Source organism: uncultured Lacinutrix sp., assembly GCF_947500325.1.
Lineage (GTDB): Bacteria > Bacteroidota > Bacteroidia > Flavobacteriales > Flavobacteriaceae > Lacinutrix.
On record NZ_CANMRQ010000001.1, the window covers coordinates 373,375 to 392,099 of the forward strand.

General features: G+C 29.2%; 19 protein-coding genes. 2 read left to right on the plus strand and 17 right to left on the minus strand.

Annotated elements, in window-relative coordinates:
• Positions 1-56 precede the first annotated feature (56 nt).
• Genes Q0997_RS01760 through Q0997_RS01770 form a run of 3 tightly spaced genes read right to left on the minus strand, consistent with a single transcriptional unit; the run spans position 57 to position 3,894 of the window.
• Entirely contained in the window at positions 57-2,417 is a 2,361-nt protein-coding gene (locus Q0997_RS01760) for a TonB-dependent siderophore receptor (RefSeq protein ID WP_299883831.1), read from the minus strand.
• A gap of 6 nt (positions 2,418-2,423) precedes the next feature.
• Positions 2,424-3,323, minus strand: coding sequence for a FecR family protein (locus Q0997_RS01765; protein ID WP_299883833.1), 900 nt, complete (start codon positions 3,321-3,323; stop codon positions 2,424-2,426).
• A 58-nt stretch (positions 3,324-3,381) separates the two neighbouring features.
• Positions 3,382-3,894: a sigma-70 family RNA polymerase sigma factor gene (locus Q0997_RS01770; protein ID WP_299883835.1), complete on the minus strand. Its 513-nt coding sequence runs from the start codon at positions 3,892-3,894 to the stop codon at positions 3,382-3,384.
• A gap of 181 nt (positions 3,895-4,075) precedes the next feature.
• Between Q0997_RS01770 and Q0997_RS01775 the strand changes: the two genes are divergently transcribed.
• Positions 4,076-4,993, plus strand: coding sequence for a hypothetical protein (locus tag Q0997_RS01775; protein WP_299883837.1), 918 nt, complete (start codon positions 4,076-4,078; stop codon positions 4,991-4,993).
• A 106-nt stretch (positions 4,994-5,099) separates the two neighbouring features.
• On the opposite strand, the gene Q0997_RS01780 is transcribed toward Q0997_RS01775, so the two are convergent.
• The 5 genes from Q0997_RS01780 to Q0997_RS01800 are packed head-to-tail and all read right to left on the minus strand — an operon-like array spanning position 5,100 to position 9,123.
• Complete coding sequence (locus Q0997_RS01780; RefSeq protein WP_299883839.1) at positions 5,100-5,813, minus strand: 3'-5' exonuclease; 714 nt, start codon at positions 5,811-5,813, stop codon at positions 5,100-5,102.
• Complete coding sequence (locus tag Q0997_RS01785; protein ID WP_299883841.1) at positions 5,803-6,954, minus strand: serine hydrolase; 1,152 nt, start codon at positions 6,952-6,954, stop codon at positions 5,803-5,805. The genes Q0997_RS01780 and Q0997_RS01785 overlap by 11 nt, the downstream gene beginning before the upstream one ends.
• A 34-nt stretch (positions 6,955-6,988) precedes the next feature.
• Positions 6,989-7,528, minus strand: coding sequence for a DUF4442 domain-containing protein (locus Q0997_RS01790; RefSeq protein ID WP_299883843.1), 540 nt, complete (start codon positions 7,526-7,528; stop codon positions 6,989-6,991).
• Positions 7,529-8,005: a methylated-DNA--[protein]-cysteine S-methyltransferase gene (locus Q0997_RS01795; RefSeq protein WP_299883845.1), complete on the minus strand. Its 477-nt coding sequence runs from the start codon at positions 8,003-8,005 to the stop codon at positions 7,529-7,531.
• Complete coding sequence (locus tag Q0997_RS01800) at positions 8,005-9,123, minus strand: CNNM domain-containing protein (protein ID WP_299883847.1); 1,119 nt, start codon at positions 9,121-9,123, stop codon at positions 8,005-8,007. The genes Q0997_RS01795 and Q0997_RS01800 overlap by 1 nt, the downstream gene beginning before the upstream one ends.
• A 204-nt stretch (positions 9,124-9,327) precedes the next feature.
• On the opposite strand from Q0997_RS01800, the gene Q0997_RS01805 reads away from it, so the two are divergent.
• Positions 9,328-11,544: a response regulator gene (locus Q0997_RS01805; RefSeq protein ID WP_299883849.1), complete on the plus strand. Its 2,217-nt coding sequence runs from the start codon at positions 9,328-9,330 to the stop codon at positions 11,542-11,544.
• 48 nt (positions 11,545-11,592) lie between these two features.
• On the opposite strand, the gene Q0997_RS01810 is transcribed toward Q0997_RS01805, so the two are convergent.
• The 9 genes from Q0997_RS01810 to Q0997_RS01850 all read right to left on the minus strand — a co-directional run bounded on the left by Q0997_RS01810 (position 11,593) and on the right by Q0997_RS01850 (position 18,671).
• Entirely contained in the window at positions 11,593-12,210 is a 618-nt protein-coding gene (locus tag Q0997_RS01810) for a hypothetical protein (protein ID WP_299883851.1), read from the minus strand.
• Between the two features lie 106 nt (positions 12,211-12,316).
• A complete protein-coding gene (locus tag Q0997_RS01815; RefSeq protein ID WP_299883853.1) occupies positions 12,317-13,003 on the minus strand; it encodes a response regulator transcription factor in 687 nt (228 codons plus the stop codon).
• Positions 13,004-13,014: 11 nt separating this feature from the next.
• Positions 13,015-14,409, minus strand: a complete 1,395-nt coding sequence (locus Q0997_RS01820) for a HAMP domain-containing sensor histidine kinase (RefSeq protein ID WP_299883855.1) — start codon at positions 14,407-14,409, stop codon at positions 13,015-13,017.
• 424 nt (positions 14,410-14,833) lie between these two features.
• Entirely contained in the window at positions 14,834-15,220 is a 387-nt protein-coding gene (locus tag Q0997_RS01825) for a cytochrome c (RefSeq protein ID WP_299883856.1), read from the minus strand.
• 2 nt (positions 15,221-15,222) lie between these two features.
• Positions 15,223-16,212 carry a porphobilinogen synthase gene (gene hemB / locus Q0997_RS01830; RefSeq protein WP_299883859.1) on the minus strand — a complete coding sequence of 330 codons (990 nt, stop codon included), beginning with the start codon at positions 16,210-16,212 and terminating at the stop codon, positions 15,223-15,225.
• Positions 16,213-16,218: 6 nt separating this feature from the next.
• Positions 16,219-16,992 carry a hypothetical protein gene (locus Q0997_RS01835; protein WP_299883861.1) on the minus strand — a complete coding sequence of 258 codons (774 nt, stop codon included), beginning with the start codon at positions 16,990-16,992 and terminating at the stop codon, positions 16,219-16,221.
• A 26-nt stretch (positions 16,993-17,018) separates the two neighbouring features.
• Positions 17,019-17,405 carry a YchJ family metal-binding protein gene (locus Q0997_RS01840; protein WP_299883862.1) on the minus strand — a complete coding sequence of 129 codons (387 nt, stop codon included), beginning with the start codon at positions 17,403-17,405 and terminating at the stop codon, positions 17,019-17,021.
• 9 nt (positions 17,406-17,414) lie between these two features.
• Entirely contained in the window at positions 17,415-18,317 is a 903-nt protein-coding gene (gene hemF, locus Q0997_RS01845; RefSeq protein ID WP_299883864.1) for an oxygen-dependent coproporphyrinogen oxidase, read from the minus strand.
• Positions 18,318-18,323: 6 nt separating this feature from the next.
• Positions 18,324-18,671 (minus strand): 5-carboxymethyl-2-hydroxymuconate Delta-isomerase, encoded by a 348-nt coding sequence (locus tag Q0997_RS01850; protein ID WP_299883866.1) that lies wholly within the window; start codon positions 18,669-18,671, stop codon positions 18,324-18,326.
• Positions 18,672-18,725 lie beyond the last annotated feature (54 nt).

The following is an 18,725-nucleotide window of genomic DNA, read 5'->3' on the forward strand; positions in this document are numbered from 1 at the left end:
TCAATTATGATTAAAAACTCCAGCAATTTTGCTGGGGTTTTTTGTTTAGAGGGCTGTTAAAAGTCTAATCTTAATGTTAAATTAGGTATTCTGCCTAAAGAAAATTTATTAATTTCTCTTAATTGATAAGTTGCATTATCTGTGTTCAAGATAATTCTGTATGTTCTATTTAATATGCTTTTTCGATTATAAATGTTCAATAAGGAGAAACCTATAGTTGCTTTTATATTTTTATTTTTAAAAGGAGCAACTTTATATTTTGTAGAAAAATCTAATCTATGGTAATCATTTAAATATTTACTATTAATTGCGTCATAATCTATAGCAATAGTATTAGCATTATTGCCAGTTAAGCCATTAGCCGGAGTATATGGTCTAGGCGATTTGTATTTCCAACCCAAAGAGAATTCTATGTTTCTTAATTTGAATGATTGTATTAGTGTTAGATAGTGTCTAATATCAAAATTTCCAGCAAAAGGCATGTTGTTATTTAAATTATTAAATGTAAAGTCATTTTTAGTTAAAGAATAACTAATTAAACTAGTAAAATTCTTTATGCGCTTTTTAATAAGCATGTCTATACCTTTAACTTCACTTTTTCCTATTGAAAATGTATTTATTTCTCTATTAAACCCTTTAGTTACTGATGTAATATTTTTAATTTTTTTATAATAAGGTTCTATGTCTATGTTCCAATTATTTTTTTTGAAATTAATTCCAAAGCTAAACTGCTTACTCTCAATAACAGGAATTTCATTATTATCTGCTATGGTCCATACTTGATTTTCTAATCCAAATTTTCTTGTTTCAAACTCGATTATTTGACTTATATATTGATATTGTTTTTCAATTGAAAGGTTCAACTTTATATTTCGATTTATTAGCCTTGTTAGGCTTATTGTTGGCTGAAAATATAATTTAGAAGTATTATCATAGTAATCTGTTTTAATACCTGCATTTACATGCCATTTTTCGTTACTATAACTATATTCATTAAATAAAGAATGAATATTACTTTTTGAGTTTTGAGACTCTACAAGTATATCACTATCAAAAATAACTTTAGATTGGTCAATTAGTTTATAGCTTAAGTTATTATTTGTTAAATTATAACCATTTACTAAAGATGTGTTTTTATTGATTTTATATTTTGTAAAAACATTTAAGGATAATTCTTTTATATCATTCTTTTTAATTGCTTTATACTTAAATAAATTAGAAAGGAGCTCGTCGCCTTCGTAATCATAATTATAATCGGTATAATTAATTTGTAGTTTAGAGTTGAATTTTGAATTCCATTGTTTTTCCCAATTAGAGGTAATGCCAATATTTGTTATATCTAAATTGTCTTCAGTTTGTTGATTTATTTCTTCAAATTGAGACAAGAAATCTAATTTATTTTTAAAATAAATACCACTAATGTTAAGTGTGCTACTAGGGCTTAATTTTGTAATAAACTTTGCTGTGTAATCATTAAAATAATAATCGGTATTTGTTTTAGATAAGACATCACTAAAGATTTGATTATTGTCTGTTATTTTAGTGTTTTGAAATACTTGTTCGGAAAACTTTTCAAAAGTGATAGTTCTAAAAACTTCAGTAAATGAGCGTCTGGCTGTTATAAACAAAGCAGAATGTTTTGCTATTGGGGCTTTTAAGTAAGCATCAGAATAAATTAAATTAGAGCCAATACCGGCTTTAACTTTATTTGGTATTTTATAATTGGAATGTATATCGATAACTCCAGATAGATGGTTACCATATCTTGCTAATGAAGCGTTTTTATATAGTTTAACATCCTGAATACTATTTGGATTAAAAGAAGAAAAAGAACCAAAAAAGTGATCGTATTGGTACATTTTTATACCATCCCATAGTATTAAATTTTGATCAGGTGTACCGCCTCTTATATTTATTCCTGTTGCTGTTTCATCTGGGCTTTGAATACCTGGAATAAGCTGTAAGCTTTGCATGACATCTGGTTCGCTAAACCCTGGAAGCAATTGCATTTTATCAGGAATAGCGAGTATAGAGCCATCTTTTTGTTTATAAAAACCTGAAGTGAAATAACTGTTTAAAGTAATTGAGTTTAAATTTAAAACTTTGTCTCTTATAGGGATATGTTTTTTTGCAGCTCTTAAAACAAGATTTCGATTATTAATTTTAGTAAATATGGTTTGTGTTTGTTCCTCAATTAGAGCTAAAATGTCATCAAGTTTTAATGATGATATTTTTATGTTAACAGATTTTTTTTCAGCAATTTTTGAATTATAGGAAATAACAATATCAAACTGTTTTTCTAATTTTAATAAAAAAACATCTAAGGGAGTATTTTGCTTTTCAGTATTGTTGTTCTCTTGAGAGCATAGAGTATTGTAAAAGAAAATTAAGATAATAACTACATATAATCTCCTCATTTATTATTAATTCTTAATAAGAACGATATCATTATTTATGGTATACTTGATACCCATTGCAGTAAAAACTGTTTTTAATGCATTCTCATAATCTTTATTAGAAAAGCTTCCTGTAAAGCGTTCTTGTTTGAAGTTATTACTGTTTTGTATTTTAATATTAAATTGATTTTCTAAAGCTAAAATTACTCTAGAAAAAGGAGCCTTATAAAAAGAACTCATTCCTTTTTTCCAAAAAAGATCTTCAGGATTAAAATTCCATTTCTCTTCTGTTTTTATAGCGGTTCGACTAGCATTTCCTTTTGTTAATGTCGTTTCTGTATTATACTTATTAATTACATTAACTTTTCCAGAATAGCACATTACTTCAAAATAATTAAAACTGCTATTAACGTTAAACTCAGTCCCAAGAACTTCTACACGACCTTCTTTAGTTTCGATTTTAAAAACAGAACCTTCCTTAACAGAGAAATAAGCTTCTCCTTCTAAATTTAAGTTTCTGTTTTTTTTCCATGATGTTTTATTAAATGTTAAAGAAGAGTTTGCATTTAAAACAACTTTAGAACCATCTGGCAAAATAACAGACAGTTGTTCGCCATAACTAGTATTATATACAGGGTTTTGAGCATTTTGATAAAAGAAAACACCTAATAAAACAATTATAGAAGCAGCTATAGAAATTATTCTTGGAAGGTTTAATTTTCTCACCTTAGGTTTATCTATCGTTTCTTTTTTAATTTTAGAAATTAAAAGATTAGCATCAAAGTCTGGAGCTTCAAGAGTATTAGAAACATCAATTATTTTTTGATATTCAATATATTCTTTAGAATTTTTAAACGCATTTTCTTCCTCAGGAGTTAAATCTCCATTTAGCCATCTTGCTAAAAATGTATCGTCATTTTTTTTCATTTTATTTAAGCGCTTCATTATATAAACAACACATGTTTATAAAACCCTATGGTTTAAATTAAACATTTCCTATTTCTTTTCTTAGTACGACTAGAGCATTATGCATTCGTTTTTCTACTGTTTTAATTGATATTTCTAAAAGAGTGGCTATTTCTGCATACTTTTTTTTATCAATTCTATTCAATAAAAATACTTCTCTTTCTTTTTCTGGTAAACTTTCTATAGCTAGTTTTACTTTAGCCGCAAATTCTTTTTCTTCAAGTATAAATTGAGGACTTTCGTTATTACTTCTTTCAATTGCATTTTTCTTAAAGTTCAAAACTACTTTTTTATGTTTGTAAACATTAAGTAAGGCATTGTTTGATACTCGTTTTAAAAAGAATAAAGCAGTGTCGAATGTTACTTTATTACAATTATTCCATAATTTAATAAAAGCTTCCTGTGCTATATCTTCAGATAGATTAGTATCTCCACATTTATAATAAATATAGTTTCTAATAACCTTTAAATGAAGATTGAATAGTGTTTGAAAATGTTCTGTTTTACATACAGATTTTTCCTTTTCTTTCATTAAGTTGATGCTTGTGTCAAATTCATTTCAAAATTAATATAAAAAAACAAATAATTTAAATACCTGATTATCAAATGTTTATATTTAAAAATAAATTTATTTTCAGAAAAGCATAGGGTTTTATAAATATGGGTTGTCTGTAATTTGTAAACCAAGTAAAAATTACAAAAAACAAAAAATTATGAAAAACGTTTTAAAATTTTCTTTAGTAATCTTAATGATTTTCGGCTTTTTTTCATGTGATGATGAAGAAGTTGTTATCGATGAGCAGCAACAAACTGCAGCTATTTCTCCAAGTTTAAAAACAAGCCTTTCAAACTTTACAGAAACAGCTTCTACAACTAATCAAGACAGTGACTTTTTTAATAACAATGACGATTGCTTTGAATTAGCTTATCCTCTTTCTGTTACAAGTGATGGAGGTATAACTGTAACAGTAATTAATAATGAAGAAGAGTTATATACTTATCTGTCTACAATGAATCCAAATGGTCCTTCAGGTAATTTTGATTATGTATATCCATTAAACGCAACTGTAGATGGAGAGATGGTAACTTTCAATAATGCAATGGAAGTTCAGGATGCAATTTTATCATGTATTGAAGACCAATACCCAGATAATGGAAATCCAGATAATGGAAATCCAACTGGTAACGGTTGTTTTGAATTTAATTTTCCTTTACAAGTTGAGACTGTAGATGGGCAAACTGTTACTATTAATAATATGGATGAGTTAATAACGGTTAATGGTGTTGGTTTTGCTTACCCAATAACTGTTACTTTAAATGATGGTACAGTAGCAACTATTAATAGTGATGATGAGTTTGATGCTTTATATAACGATTGTTATGATATTGATACTTGTGATAACTGTGAGCCAAACTGTTTTATAATTGTTTATCCTATTAATTTAATATCAGATTCAGGTGTAGTAACTACAATAAATAATGATGATGAATTTGCTGCTTTCTTTGAAAACATTAATGAAAATGACTTATTTACTGTAACGTATCCATTAAACTTAGAGTACGAAGATGGAACTCAAGTTACTGTAAATAATGATGCCGAATTTGAAGCTGAGTTTGCTAATTGTATGTAAAATTTTTAAGGGATTGGTCATTAATTTGATTGATTAACATGAAAAGGACCGTTTAAGGCTAGTATTAGTTTTAGATGGTCTTTTTTTATGCTTTTAAGGATTAAGTTTAAACATGAATAATTTCATCATCTTCTAAAAGACGATCTCCTCGGAATCTTAAGAATATTTGTGCTACTGCAATTGTGTCTTTTTCACAATAAATTATAATACGATCAATATTATTTTCTTCATAATAGACTCTATATACTTCACTACCATCTATATCATCTTTAGGAGAGGGAATACCCAAGACATTAGTCATTAGTTTTAGAGATGTATAGGTTTTATAATCACCAAACTTCCAAAGCTCTAAAGTATCTAAGTGTGGAACTTCCCAAGGTTTTTTTCCGATAAGATTAAGCTTATATGGTAATTCAATATTGTTTATTATCATGCGCCTAGCTATATAAGGGAAGTCGAATTCTTTACCATTATGAGCGCACAATAAATGTTTAGTTTGGCTAAAATGTGAAATTAATAAATTTTTAAACTCTACTAGTAGTTTTCGTTCTTCACCATAAAAAGATGTGGTACGAAACAGTCTTGTATCTCCTTGCATTGTAAAATACCCAACAGATATACAAATAATCTTTCCAAACTCTGCCCATATACCTGCGCGATCATAAAACTCTTCAGCCGAAAACTCTTCTTTTCTTTGATAACGAGATTTTGCCTCCCAAAGCTCTTGTTTGGTTTTATCTAATTCATTAAAATATTGTGTTTCTGGTACAGTTTCAATATCAAGGAATAATATGTTTTCTAGGTTGAGTTTACTTATCATTTGCTAACATCTTATATGCTTCATCGATATAAATAGAAATGTCATTAGTATAAGCTCCAGTGCCAGCATCTGGAGATTTTTGGTGCCCAAGGCGTACAATAATAACATTGTCTTCTGGTTGAACAATAACATATTGTCCTAAGTGACCACGCATCATTTTAAAATTTTTCCCATTATGTTTTTTTAACCACCAACCATAGCCGTAAACAGGGTCGAATTTAGGAGTTAGTGATTTGGCAACAAATGCAGAATCTAAAATTTGTTTACCATTCCATTTGCCATGATTTTTGTATAATTTTCCAAAACGAGCAAAGTCTTTTGCGTTACTTGCAATACAGCAATAACCTTTTACTAAATCGTGATTATCACTATCTACTTGCCAAAGTGTTTGGTTTTCACTTCCTAGAGGTTTCCAGAAACTATCTTCAAAATAATCATACAATTTTTTACCAGTAGCTTTTTCAATAACCATAGCTAGCATTTGTGTATCACCACTAGCGTATTTAAATGCTTTTCCAGGTTCTGTTACTACTTTTAAGCCATTCATTACCTTGGCTAGATCATCATCAAAATAGGCACGTGTTGTTATTGATAAAGGGGAATAATAAGCTTCATCCCAGTTAGTTCCAGAACTCATAGAAGATAAATCGCCTACAGTCATTTTTGCCGCTTTACCTTCGCAAAAAGCTGGTAAAAAATCACAAACGGGTTGCTCTAAACTTTTAATATAACCTTCCATAATCGCTTTTCCCATTAAGCCAGAAACGTAGCTTTTTGCCATGGAAAAAGAGTTAGATTTTGAATTAGCATTATATCCATCGTAATAGTTTTCAAACCAAATGCTATCATTTTTAATTATTACATAAGCTACAGTTCCATAATCATTATTTGCTTTAGTTAATGCATTGGTTTCTTTTACAGAATTGTAATTTTTATGGTTTGCCCATGGTTGAGGTGAGCCTATTTCAATGTTTCTATTATCAAAACGTTTATAATCGTCTAAAAATGCAGTCGTATAACCTCGCATGTAAATTGTACGTACCGCTTTTATTAAATAATCTGTATCAGTGATATAAAGTATAGCGATTAATAGGCCAAAAAGTACAACAAGTACTTTAAGTAATTTTTTAAGAAATTTCATTGATGCGTTTTAATTAGATTTTTAAGATACTAAATTATTTTGTTGAACGTTGATTTTGTTGTTGTTTTCTAAGTTTTTGTTTGTCTTTATAAAATGATTTTTTAGCGATATAAATGGTTTTTTCTACTTCAGCAATAATAATGTTTTCAGCATTTACAAGTGCCGTATTTTTTGTGATATCTATTTCGTTTTTAATATCTATTTGCTTTTTAATAGTATCTATTTCTTCCTTAGAAAATATAAATTCGGCATAAATAGTTTCTTTAGCTGGCCGTTTATATTTTACATTAACAGTCTTGTCCCAAACAACATAATCATCACCTAAAATTTGAATAAGTTGTATCATGTAAATAGGATCTGTAGCAGATAACATGCTACCGCCAAATATAGAACCCGCATAGTTTCTGTTTTTCCAACTAAGTTTTAATCTAATTTTTACAACATGTAAATCATCACTTACATCAATAAGTCTAGCGGTTGAACGTCTATACATTGGTGACCAATTAAAACCGTATTTGTAGATAGTAGCGGTTTTAAAAAACCGTTTAAAAAAATTAGCAAGTATTCTATACATTTAGAATAAAGATTGTTGTTTGTATGGGCTTTCGTGCTCTAATAGCCATTGTTTTCTATATAATCCGCCTGCGTAGCCTGTAAGGCTTCCATTGCTACCAATTACTCGATGACATGGCACAATAATCCAAAGCGGGTTTTTGCCATTTGCATTTGCGACAGCGCGAATGGCTTTTACATCACCTAACTGTTTTGAAAGTTCTAAATATGAAGTTGTTTTGCCATATGGAATGTTTAGTAAAGCATCCCACACACGTTCTTGAAAGCGTGTCCCTTTAGGGTTTAATTTTAAACTGAATTGTTTACGTTTTCCATCAAAATACTCATTAAGTTGAAGCACACAATCTTCCAGAGTTTCTGGAATAACTTCTGATGTTTTTTCGTTTGAATTTAGAACTGAAACAGATGCAATACCATTCTCATTACCTACAATTTTGGTAATACCTAAAGGAGAATTAATAAAGCAAATGTCTTCCATTATTCAGGTTTTTCGTCATCTATTATGCCTAGTTTTTTGGCACGAGCTTCCCAGTTTTTTCTTGCTTGATGTTGTAAATCGCTAACATTATCGCTTTCATCCATAATTTCAAGCCCAAGTAATGTTTCAATAACATCTTCCATAGTTACTAAACCACTAACAGTACCATACTCATCAACTACTAAAGCCATATGATTTCTTGTTTCTACAAGTTGCTCAAACAATTTAGGAATAGCCATATCTCTATTAATAATAATGATATCTCTTTTTAGCTCTGATAATTTTTTAGAACCATTTCCTAATGCCATTTCTTTAAAAATTTCATCTTTTAAGACAAGGCCTTTTATATTGTCCTCCGTATTAGAATATACAGGAATTCTTGAAAAACGAAGGTTTAGGTTCTTATTAAAAAAATCTTCAACTGTTGTTGATTCGTTTTCAGCTTTCATAACCGTTCTTGGCGTCATGATACTTTTTGCCATAACGTCTTTAAAGGTTAATAGGTTTTTTATAACCTTACTTTCACTTTCTTGAAAAACGCCTTCTTCATGAGCCATATCTGCCATTACATGAAAATCTTCTCGACTTAATACACTTCCATGATGTCCTTTCCCTCCAATTAATTTTGTTGTTAATTGTAATAACCAAAGAATACCTGTCCATTTTAATGGAAAAATTAAAACGTTAAGTGCTTTTGTAGTAAAATTAGCTAACCCTTTCCAATATGTTGCTCCAATTGTTTTTGGTATAATTTCGGATGCAACTAAAATTAAAATAGTCATAATTGATGAGACAACACCAACCATAATGTCTTCAGAAAATTCTATTCCTAAAATAGTTTTAGTTTCTGTACCATACATTTCTGCATAAGCTACTTTTGCTTGAACACCAACTAAAATAGCGCCAACAGTATGTGCAATTGTATTTAAGGTTAATATTGCAATAAGTGGACGGTCGACATCTTTTTTTAAAGCTTCTAAATTATTTGCAAAAGTTTTACCTTCTTTCTTTTTTACATTAATAAATGTTGGTGTTACACTTAGTAAAACAGCCTCTAGAATAGAGCAAAGAAAAGAGAAAAATATTGAGATGATTCCGTAGAATAGTAGTAAAGCCATTAATTATAGTATTTTGAGGCTAATTTATATAAATTATTATAACTATATTTCTTTATTGATTTAAAAAACAAATAAATTAAAAAAGGCAAGGTATTTGTGCTTAACAAATTGTTTAATAATACTTTAGGTTAATAAAAAACGTGAAAAAGTATATTTTTAGCATAAAAAAATATACTTTTACGGTCCCAAATTGTAAATGATGCTATGAAAAAAATAAGATTTTTAATCCTATTTTTAATTTTCCCTACCTATTATATTAATGCGCAGGTTAATACTCCCGCTCAAAAGTCTTACCTAGACTCATTAATTGTTAGGTCTAAAGAAATATACGGTACATATAACTTTAAAGAAGCTATTACTCTAAGTGCAAAACTTATTGAGAAGAGTGATGAATATAGAATAAGCTATCCAAAATATTATGGATATGATTTATTAGCAAATGTATATAGTAAACTAGATGATTCTACTAAAGCAAGAATTAATGCGCAAAAAGCAATTAAAATAGCTAAAGAGATTAATAACGATACGCTTATAGGTGCTGGTAATCTTAAATTGGGCTCTATTTTATCTTATAACACTAATACATATAAAAAAGGAATTAGATTATTAGAAGAGAGTATTTCCATTTATCATGAGAGTGATAACTTAGAGGCAATACATATTGCTTATATTAATATTACTAGAGCATTACTTGAAAATAATAGTTTAGATGAAGCTTACGACTATTTAAATAAAGCACACGTAATTGAAGATGAAATTGAAGTTTCGAAAATGAGTAAACTTCGTACTAACTTTTTACTTGCTACTTATTATTTTAAAAAGAAATATTATAATCTTGCAGAAAAAGAACTACTGTCTATTAGTGAAGATGTTGATAAAAGCTCAATAAATAGCCTTGGAACCATAGTTTATAAGTATTTAAAAGAAATATATATTGAAAAGAAAAACTATAAAAAAGCTTTTTCGTGTCTTGAAAAGGAAAAAATGTATAGCGAAAAAATATATGCTTTTAAAAAAATAGAAGCTATTGAAGTCGCTAGTGGTCAATTTGAATTGAGCGAATATAGAAGAAACCTACAAGTTGCTATAAAGGATAAAGAGTATGCGGCTAATGATAATAAAAAATCCAAACAGCTAACAACTATTTTGATAATTGCAACCGGAATTTTATTATTAGCTCTTTTAGGGTTCTTTTTGTTATTTAGTTCACGAAAAAAGTTTGTAAAACAGCTTAGTAAAAATAATGAAGAACTAACTATAGCAAAGAATAAAGCAGAAAAACTCTCAAAAGTAAAAAGTCAGTTTTTCTCTACGGTAAGTCATGAATTAAGAACGCCTTTGTATGGCGTTATTGGGATCTCTTCAATACTACAAGAAGATATTAAATTAAAATCTCACCAAAAAGAATTAAATTCACTTAAGTTCTCTGCAGACTATCTTTTAGCTCTTATTAACGATGTTTTATTGTTAAATAAAATGGATTATCAAGATCTTGTATTAGAAAAAATTCCATTTGAATTAAATGGCCTAGTAAGAAGTATTACAAATTCTTTTGAATTTAGTTTAGAGCAAAATAAAAATAGACTTTACGTTAGTATTGATGATAAAATACCAAATAATTTGATTGGTAGTACTGTTCGTATATCTCAAATACTTATGAATATAATAGGTAATGCCACTAAGTTTAATGAGAATGGTAATATTTGGCTAGATATCACTTCTCAAGGTTCAATAAATGAAGACTTACACCGCATTTTATTTGTTATTAAAGATGATGGTATTGGTATACCAAAAGAAAAACAAGACACAATATTTGAAGAATTTTCGCAAGTAGAAAATCATAATTATAGCCACAAAGGCACTGGATTAGGATTGCCTATTGTAAGGAAATTATTGAAATTACATAATAGTGATATTCATTTAAAAAGTGAATTAGGAAAAGGATCAGAATTTAGTTTTACTTTAGATTTATTAGAAAATAAAAACGTTGTAGAAACTTCTTCTGTATCAAATTTATCTTTAGATGAAATTAAATTAAAATATAATGAAGTCCATGTTTTAGTAGTAGATGATAATAAGATTAACCAAAAAGTTACGCAAAGAATGTTAGAGCGAAATGATATAAAATCTAGTGTAGCAAACGATGGGGAAGAAGCTGTTAAAATGACTAGAGTTAATAATTATCAGTTAATATTAATGGATATTAATATGCCTAAAATGAATGGTATTGAAGCGACGAAGGTTATTAGAACATTTAATGAAGACATTCCAATAATTGCACTAACTGCTGTAGAAATAGAAGAGATGCGAGCTGAAATTTTAGCATCTGGGATGAATGGGATATTATCTAAACCATATGATGCTTCTCAGTTTTTATCTACAATATTAAAAAGTATATCTAAAAGAGAAACGGTAAAATAATAAAAAAGGATGCGCAGAAACTTTAATATTACACATCCTTATTTTGTTTTAATTATTTCTTTTCGCACGTTCCAAATCTCGTTTTGCTCGTTCTAATTCCTTTTCTGCTCTTTCAAGATCACGCATAGCACGTTCGGTTTTTTTAGCTTCTTCTTTTTTTCGATCTCTACCAGAGATATAATATTTTAAGTCGTTCCCTAAGGCATTAATTTTCTTAGAGAATTCTTTAGAAGCATAATTTAAATCTACATGCATACGTAAACGACCATTTGTGAGTTTGCATTCAAAAATTTCATCACTATTTTGATTGTTTGTCCATAAATAAGTGTTTCCATTAACACTTAAGTTTTTTTCTCCCAAAGCTTTAAATAACATTGTTTTTACACCTTTGTTTTTAGTTTTATGAAAGCTAGCTCTAAACTTATATGTGTCTTCTGTAATAGAAACAGAAACAGAGCTGTTGGATGTTCTGTTATCATCATTGTCAACTGAAATTGAATAAGAAACGCCTGTAGAAGTTGAAGGTGGTGTTGGTGGCTCTGGAGTAGATTGTGCATTTAATGATAATGTTGAAATAAAAGCAAATAAAATTGCTAAACTTACTCCTTTTTTTACATTAATAATTCTAATGATTTGTTGTCTTTCTTTTGATTTTGTAAAATTCATAATTGTATGTTTTAATGATTGAATGATACAAATGTAGCGGACAGATTTGGTGAAAAAAAGAATATGGAGATCGTTAACCTAGCATTAACCAATAAAGAAAAACGTATTAACTTACTTTGAATTCTAAGCCTACATTTCTAATACTTTCAATAGTAATTGAAGTATCATGTTTAAAGTATTTACGAAGTCTGCTAATAAAGACATCCATACTTCTACCAGAGAAGAAATCATCGTTTTCCCATACAGCTTTAAGAATATCTTCACGTTTTAAAAGCTGGTTTTTATGTTTAAAAAGAAATAGAATTAACTCGGCTTCCTTTTGTGTAAGTTGCTTATTATAATCTTTACATACAAGCTCTAAGCGATTGGTATCGAAAGTGTAGTTGCCAATATTTATAATAGCTTCTTGAGTTGTTTGAGTTGTTACTTTCTCTGTGCGCTTTAAAATATTGTTTAATCTAAGTACAAGTTCATCTGCTTCAAAAGGCTTAACAATGTAGTCATCTGCACCTAGCTTTAACCCTTTTATTTTATCTTCTTTAAGTTTGCGTGCCGTTAAAAAAATAAAAGGTATTTCGGGGTTAATATCAATTACTTTTTCAGCCAAAGTAAAACCATCCATTTTTGGCATCATTACGTCAAAAACACAAATGTTATAACTTCCATTTTTAAATAATTCTAGAGCTTCTTTTCCATCTTTTGCCCAAGTTATATTGTAACCCGAAATTTCTAAATACTGTTTTAAAATATTTCCAAAATCTAAATCATCTTCTGCTAAAAGAATACGTTTCATAATTTTTAAAATTAATTAAAAGGAATAGTTAAAATGAAATTAGAACCACTGTTTTCTTTACTTTCTACTACTATATTTCCATGGTGAGCCTTAATAATCTGACTAGTATAATATAGCCCCAAACCTAAACCTTTTACATTGTGAATTTCTTTATTGCCGGCACGATAGAATTTATCAAATACTTGTTTTTTTTCTTTATCTAAAATACCAATTCCATTGTCTTGTATTGAGATTTTTAATGTATTTATACTTTTAACTTCACAGTTTATAATAACTTCATCGCCTGAATATTTTACAGCATTTTCAAGAATATTTAATAACGCAGTTGTAAAGTAAAATTTATCAAGATTTATAGTATTCTTTGATTCTAAAAACTTTCTGTTTATAGTTATGTTTTTTGATTTTATAGATAATAGAAAGTCATCTAAAATAGTATTGATGTAGTTTTTAATATTTACAGTTTCTAGATTAAGTTTAATTTCATTATAACCCAAGCTATTATTCAATACTTGATCTATTAATTTTTGTAACCGTTTATTTTGACGTTCAATAGTGTTTACTGTATTTTCTACCAGTTGAGGTTTTTTCTTGACTTCTTCTTTTTTAAGCATTTTAGTTGCTAAAGTTAGAGTTGCTAATGGAGTCTTAAGTTCGTGTGTGATATTATTAACGAAATCTGTTTTTATGTCTGCAATTTTCTTTTGAGTAATTAGACTTCTTATTGAATAATACAGTAAGCCTATGACTATTGAAAAAATAATTAAAGAGAGAAGAAGTAAGCCAAACATTTGTTTAAAAACAATTTTTTTCCATCCATCAATGTCCATTTCATCTTGAGTTTGAAACATTAAATAAAAGAGAACATCTTGCGTTTCTCCATTAACTACTCGGCTAGAAGTATGGTCTGTTTGCCAAAGTGTTGTACTTACTCCAATTGCCTTTTCATCTATTATTGGATCACCTAAAACAATGCGTTTAGGTGTTTTATTAATATCAAAAAGAGTGTCATTTCTAGTAGAGTCTAATAAAATGATGGCTTTAACCTTTTTATGAAACTTAATACCGTAAGGAATATTGTTTTTTACTAACTCTTTTTGATACTCAATTCTATAGGTTTCATTAATAGAATCGATAACCATTTCAAGACCATTAAGTACATCTGTTTTTGTTGCTAAATTAACTTTGTAATCTGCTATTCTATTTAAAAAGTTATCCTGCCAAATATCTGATAAAGAATCTAATGCTGGAGAAAAATCATCAAGCTGGGAAATGGATCTTCGAGTATCTGTAATAAAGGCTTCTTTTTTTAATTTATAAGTGTTGTTAATTAAGTAACCTTGAATAATAGATAAAGCAATTAATCCTAATATGGAAGTAATGATTAATAAGTTGATTTTTTTCTTCATTTGGATAATGTACAGATCTTAAAATTAAGAATCATTTTAATAAAATGAGCACAATGTCATAAAAAGACATTATGCTCATTTCGGTGATTGGTTGATTGATGAATTGATAAGTTCTTTTTACTTAATTAATCTATATCGCCTTCTTGAATTCCAGTGATGTGATTTTGTGTTTTGATGTCTTTCTGTAATTAAATTGTTGTTTAAAGTTCTCATGATGTTTTGATTTTTAATGATTGATGATACAAATTTAGAAGGAAGAATTGAATTAAAACCAAAAATGTACATGGTTAACCTAGCGTTAACCTTAATAGAAAGTAGAGTGTATGATTTGTAGGTGCTAAGAGAAAGGTTTTAATTTCTGTTAACGTATAGAATTAATTGAAAAAAGAGGAATTGTGTTACTAATTTATTAAGAGACTATCAATCAATTGGTATATGAAATCAAATTTGAAATTTCTTTTTCAGTTAAAAAAGGAAAGTTAAGACATTTAGAATTATAGTTCTTAGTTGCTATAAGTTTTTTGTTTCCAATTATATAATTTTTGATTGTAGTAGAATCGTATTTTTGAGCAATATTTCTTAATGCAGGTCCAGTCATTCTTTTATCTAATTTGTGACAAGCTGCACAATTAGTGTTAAAAATGGCCTTGCCTATAGAAGCTTCTTCAGATTTTGGCCCAACTGTACCACAAAATGGTTGAGGACTTATAGTGCCACATATGTTTCTTGTATTTTCTATTTTTAGAATTAAAACAAATAAGCAAATTCCAGAGAGTAAGATTAGAGAAAATAAAAGTAGTATACGCTTCATTATTAAGAAAGCAATTTCACTACATCTTTAGCAAAATAAGAAGCAATGACATCTGCTCCAGCTCGTTTTATTGCTGTAATTTGTTCCATCATCACGGCATCGTGATCTAACCAACCTTTTTCGGCGGCAGCTTTTAACATAGAGTATTCTCCAGAAACTTGATATACAGCTACTGGTACATCTACTTCATTTTTAATTTCACGAACAATATCTAAATAGCATAAGCCAGGTTTTACCATTACAATATCTGCACCTTCATCGATATCCATTTCGGTTTCACGAATGGCTTCAAAACGATTTGAATAATCCATCTGATACGTTTTTTTATCCTTAGGAATATCTTTTATAGCAGCAGGAGCAGAATCTAGAGCATCACGAAAAGGACCATAAAAAGCAGACGCATATTTTGCACTATAACTCATAATGCCAGTGTCTGTATAACCTTCATCTTCTAGGGTTTCTCTTATTGCTAAAATACGGCCATCCATCATATCACTTGGTGCAACAAAATTAGCGCCAGCTTGTGCATGAGATAGACTCATTTCTGCTAAAACTTCAACCGTGTCATCGTTTATAATTTTGCCGTTTTCAATAATGCCATCGTGGCCATATGAAGAATATGGGTCTAGAGCGACATCCGTCATAACTAACATGTCTGGACAAACGTTTTTAACCGCTTTTATAGCGCGTTGCATTAATCCATTAGTGTTTATAGCTTCGGTACCTTTATTATCTTTTAAATTGTCTGGGACTTTTACAAATAATAAAACTGATTTTAAACCTAGTGACCAAAGTGATTTTACTTCACCTTCTAACAAATCTAAACTAAAACGATAATAATTAGGCATTGAAGCAATTTCTTCTTTCACACCTTTACCTTCAACTACAAAAAGAGGTACTAAAAAATCGTTAGGAGAAATTATAGTTTCTCTAACTAAGCTTCTAATTGCTTCGTTTGTTCTAAGTCTACGGTTTCTTCTAATGGGATACATAAGTTTCTATTCTAAATTTCTAATAAACTTCTCTACATTTATATATACATCATCTTCACCTTGTTGGTCAAATGGGTTTTCTAGATGCGATTGTATATTATCTAATGCCACTAAAATAACACTAAACATAATTGGAACCGCAAAATGGAGTCCAAAGTTGTAATTTGTAACATTATGGGCAAAATGTGGGCCATATATTATTGGTAAAATCACAATAAAAATATCACTATAAGTACGAAGTGTACGTGGTGTTCTATATTGATATATGTGTTTTATGCGTTCAAAAGAAATCATCATTTTACTTAAAAACTGATTTGATCGTGAAGCTTCACCAGACGGTAAGCCGTGTCTACGCATTTCTTTTACAAATAAAGATAGTTTTTTAAAACTATCGTAGACTTCCTTTTCATTATTCTCTAACTCACTAACAGGATGTGTGAAAATTTGTTTACAAGAGTTTAACAAACTTGCCAGGTGCTCTTTTAACTCTGTTTTTAATTCTTGTGGCGGATTTTCCAGCCAGTCTGAGACTGCAAAGTATAAAGCTCGCCCGTGTGCTTTTATAGAACCATATTCATCTAAAGCGACTTCTCGTCGTTTGTATGCACCACCAATAGAAAATACAATAGGAAACACTATCGCCGTGCCTATTAAGGTTAATGGGAAGTCTGCTTTAATATGAAAGTGTAAACATATTGCAGTTGAAGCAATTGCTAATCCAGTAATTAAGAGTGTTTTCCAGTTTATAATTAAACCTACGCGTTTAATAAGTTTCCACATATTCTAAATCTTCAGTTTTATTTTTTTTATTTACTTAGCCCTAAGTATTTCCAGTGATTACCTTCTTTTAAAAAAGCAGATTTTTCATGTATAATATCTACTTTTCCATGGTCGTAAAAATAAGCATTAAATGTTACTGTGCCTTCTGTATCGTTCTCTAAGCCTTTAGTTTTTTCTAATACTTCTAACTTTATCCATTGTACAGATTTAGCCCATATAACAATGCTTTTTTTCTCTTTTATTTTACGTGTTGTTGAATGATGACTTTTCATTAAATAATCGCCATTAGCCACTACAAATGCACTATATCTAGAACGCATTAATTGTTCTGCTGTTAATGCTTGAGTAATGTCTTTGTGCACTTTTTCACAACAGTTAGTATACGCTTTTAAACTTCCGCAGTAACATTCCATTTTATGCTTTTAAACCCATTCTAAAGGCTCTTTTAAGACTTTAATTAATCGTTCTTCTTCACTTCCTGCTTCTGGATTATGATCGTAAACCCATTGTACATGTGGTGGTAAACTCATTAAGATGCTTTCTATTCTTCCGTTTGTTTTTAAACCGAAAAGCGTGCCTTTATCATGTACTAAATTAAATTCTACATAACGGCCACGACGAATTTCTTGCCATTTACGTTGTGCTTCGGTATAGTTTAACTCTTTTCTTTTTTCTATTATAGGAATATAGGCTTCAAGAAAACTATTGCCAACTTCGGTAACGAAATTATACCAGTTTTCCATAGTCATCTCTTCTGAAGCTTTACAATAATCAAAGAATAAACCACCAACTCCACGACCTTCGTTTCTATGCGCATTATAAAAATATTCATCGCAACGTGCTTTGTATTTAGGGTAAAATTCTTGATTGTGTTTATCACAGGCTGTTTTACAGGTTTGATGAAAATGTTTAGCATCTTCATCGAACAGGTAATACGGTGTTAAGTCTTGTCCACCGCCAAACCATTGATCTACAATATTTCCATCTTTGTCATACATTTCGAAATATCTCCAATTTGCATGAACTGTTGGAATCATTGGACTTTTAGGATGGATAACTAAGCTTAGGCCACAAGCAAAAAAGTCTGCGTCTTCAACACCAAAGTATTTTTGCATGGTATCTGGTAATTTACCATGTACACCAGAAATATTTACACCACCTTTCTCGATGATATTTCCATCTTGTATTATTCGTGTGCGTCCGCCGCCACCTTCAGGTCTTTTCCAGATGTCTTCTTGGAATTTGGCTTTGCCGTCTATAACTTCAAAAGCTGAGGTAATAGTATCTTGTAATTCGTGTATGTAATTGAAGAATTTGTCTTTCATCTTTTATTAAATCATAGATTTATTGCAATACGTTGCCTTTTCGAAATCTCTAATATTAATAGCAATAAATTCTATTGATGGAAATACGATTTTAAGCTGACTAATAATTTGCTTAGAAAGCATAGCTTTTTGAGTAGTTGTCCTTCCTTCCATAATATTAGCAAAAACATGAATGAAATCATCTTTTTTTCCACCAACACTATAATTTTCTTTAAAAGGGTTTAATCTTACTTTAATATCTGCTTCATCAAACAAATCACTATTAACAGCTACATCATGTACAATTTTAAGTGTGCTTTCGGGAGTATTAAGTTTTAATATAGTCTCAGAACAATCTATAACAAAATGTGGCATAATTTTATATTATTTACTTATGCCTACAGGTTTAAAAAACTGCAGGATTAGATT

Bases quoted from the DNA above. Each gene is read 5' to 3' on its own strand.
- Q0997_RS01775 (WP_299883837.1), top strand. From the start codon at position 4,076: ATGAAAAACGTTTTAAAATTTTCTTTAGTAATCTTAATGATTTTCGGC.
- Q0997_RS01790 (WP_299883843.1), bottom strand. From the start codon at position 7,528: ATGTATAGAATACTTGCTAATTTTTTTAAACGGTTTTTTAAAACCGCT.
- Q0997_RS01760 (WP_299883831.1), bottom strand. From the start codon at position 2,417: ATGAGGAGATTATATGTAGTTATTATCTTAATTTTCTTTTACAATACT.
- Q0997_RS01795 (WP_299883845.1), bottom strand. From the start codon at position 8,005: ATGGAAGACATTTGCTTTATTAATTCTCCTTTAGGTATTACCAAAATT.
- Q0997_RS01770 (WP_299883835.1), bottom strand. From the start codon at position 3,894: ATGAAAGAAAAGGAAAAATCTGTATGTAAAACAGAACATTTTCAAACA.
- Q0997_RS01785 (WP_299883841.1), bottom strand. From the start codon at position 6,954: ATGAAATTTCTTAAAAAATTACTTAAAGTACTTGTTGTACTTTTTGGC.
- Q0997_RS01835 (WP_299883861.1), bottom strand. From the start codon at position 16,992: ATGTGGAAACTTATTAAACGCGTAGGTTTAATTATAAACTGGAAAACA.
- Q0997_RS01840 (WP_299883862.1), bottom strand. From the start codon at position 17,405: ATGGAATGTTACTGCGGAAGTTTAAAAGCGTATACTAACTGTTGTGAA.
- Q0997_RS01810 (WP_299883851.1), bottom strand. From the start codon at position 12,210: ATGAATTTTACAAAATCAAAAGAAAGACAACAAATCATTAGAATTATT.
- Q0997_RS01850 (WP_299883866.1), bottom strand. From the start codon at position 18,671: ATGCCACATTTTGTTATAGATTGTTCTGAGACTATATTAAAACTTAAT.
- hemB (WP_299883859.1), bottom strand. From the start codon at position 16,212: ATGTATCCCATTAGAAGAAACCGTAGACTTAGAACAAACGAAGCAATT.
- Q0997_RS01805 (WP_299883849.1), top strand. From the start codon at position 9,328: ATGAAAAAAATAAGATTTTTAATCCTATTTTTAATTTTCCCTACCTAT.
- Q0997_RS01765 (WP_299883833.1), bottom strand. From the start codon at position 3,323: ATGAAAAAAAATGACGATACATTTTTAGCAAGATGGCTAAATGGAGAT.
- Q0997_RS01820 (WP_299883855.1), bottom strand. From the start codon at position 14,409: ATGAAGAAAAAAATCAACTTATTAATCATTACTTCCATATTAGGATTA.
- Q0997_RS01815 (WP_299883853.1), bottom strand. From the start codon at position 13,003: ATGAAACGTATTCTTTTAGCAGAAGATGATTTAGATTTTGGAAATATT.
- Q0997_RS01825 (WP_299883856.1), bottom strand. From the start codon at position 15,220: ATGAAGCGTATACTACTTTTATTTTCTCTAATCTTACTCTCTGGAATT.
- Q0997_RS01780 (WP_299883839.1), bottom strand. From the start codon at position 5,813: ATGATAAGTAAACTCAACCTAGAAAACATATTATTCCTTGATATTGAA.
- Q0997_RS01800 (WP_299883847.1), bottom strand. From the start codon at position 9,123: ATGGCTTTACTACTATTCTACGGAATCATCTCAATATTTTTCTCTTTT.
- hemF (WP_299883864.1), bottom strand. From the start codon at position 18,317: ATGAAAGACAAATTCTTCAATTACATACACGAATTACAAGATACTATT.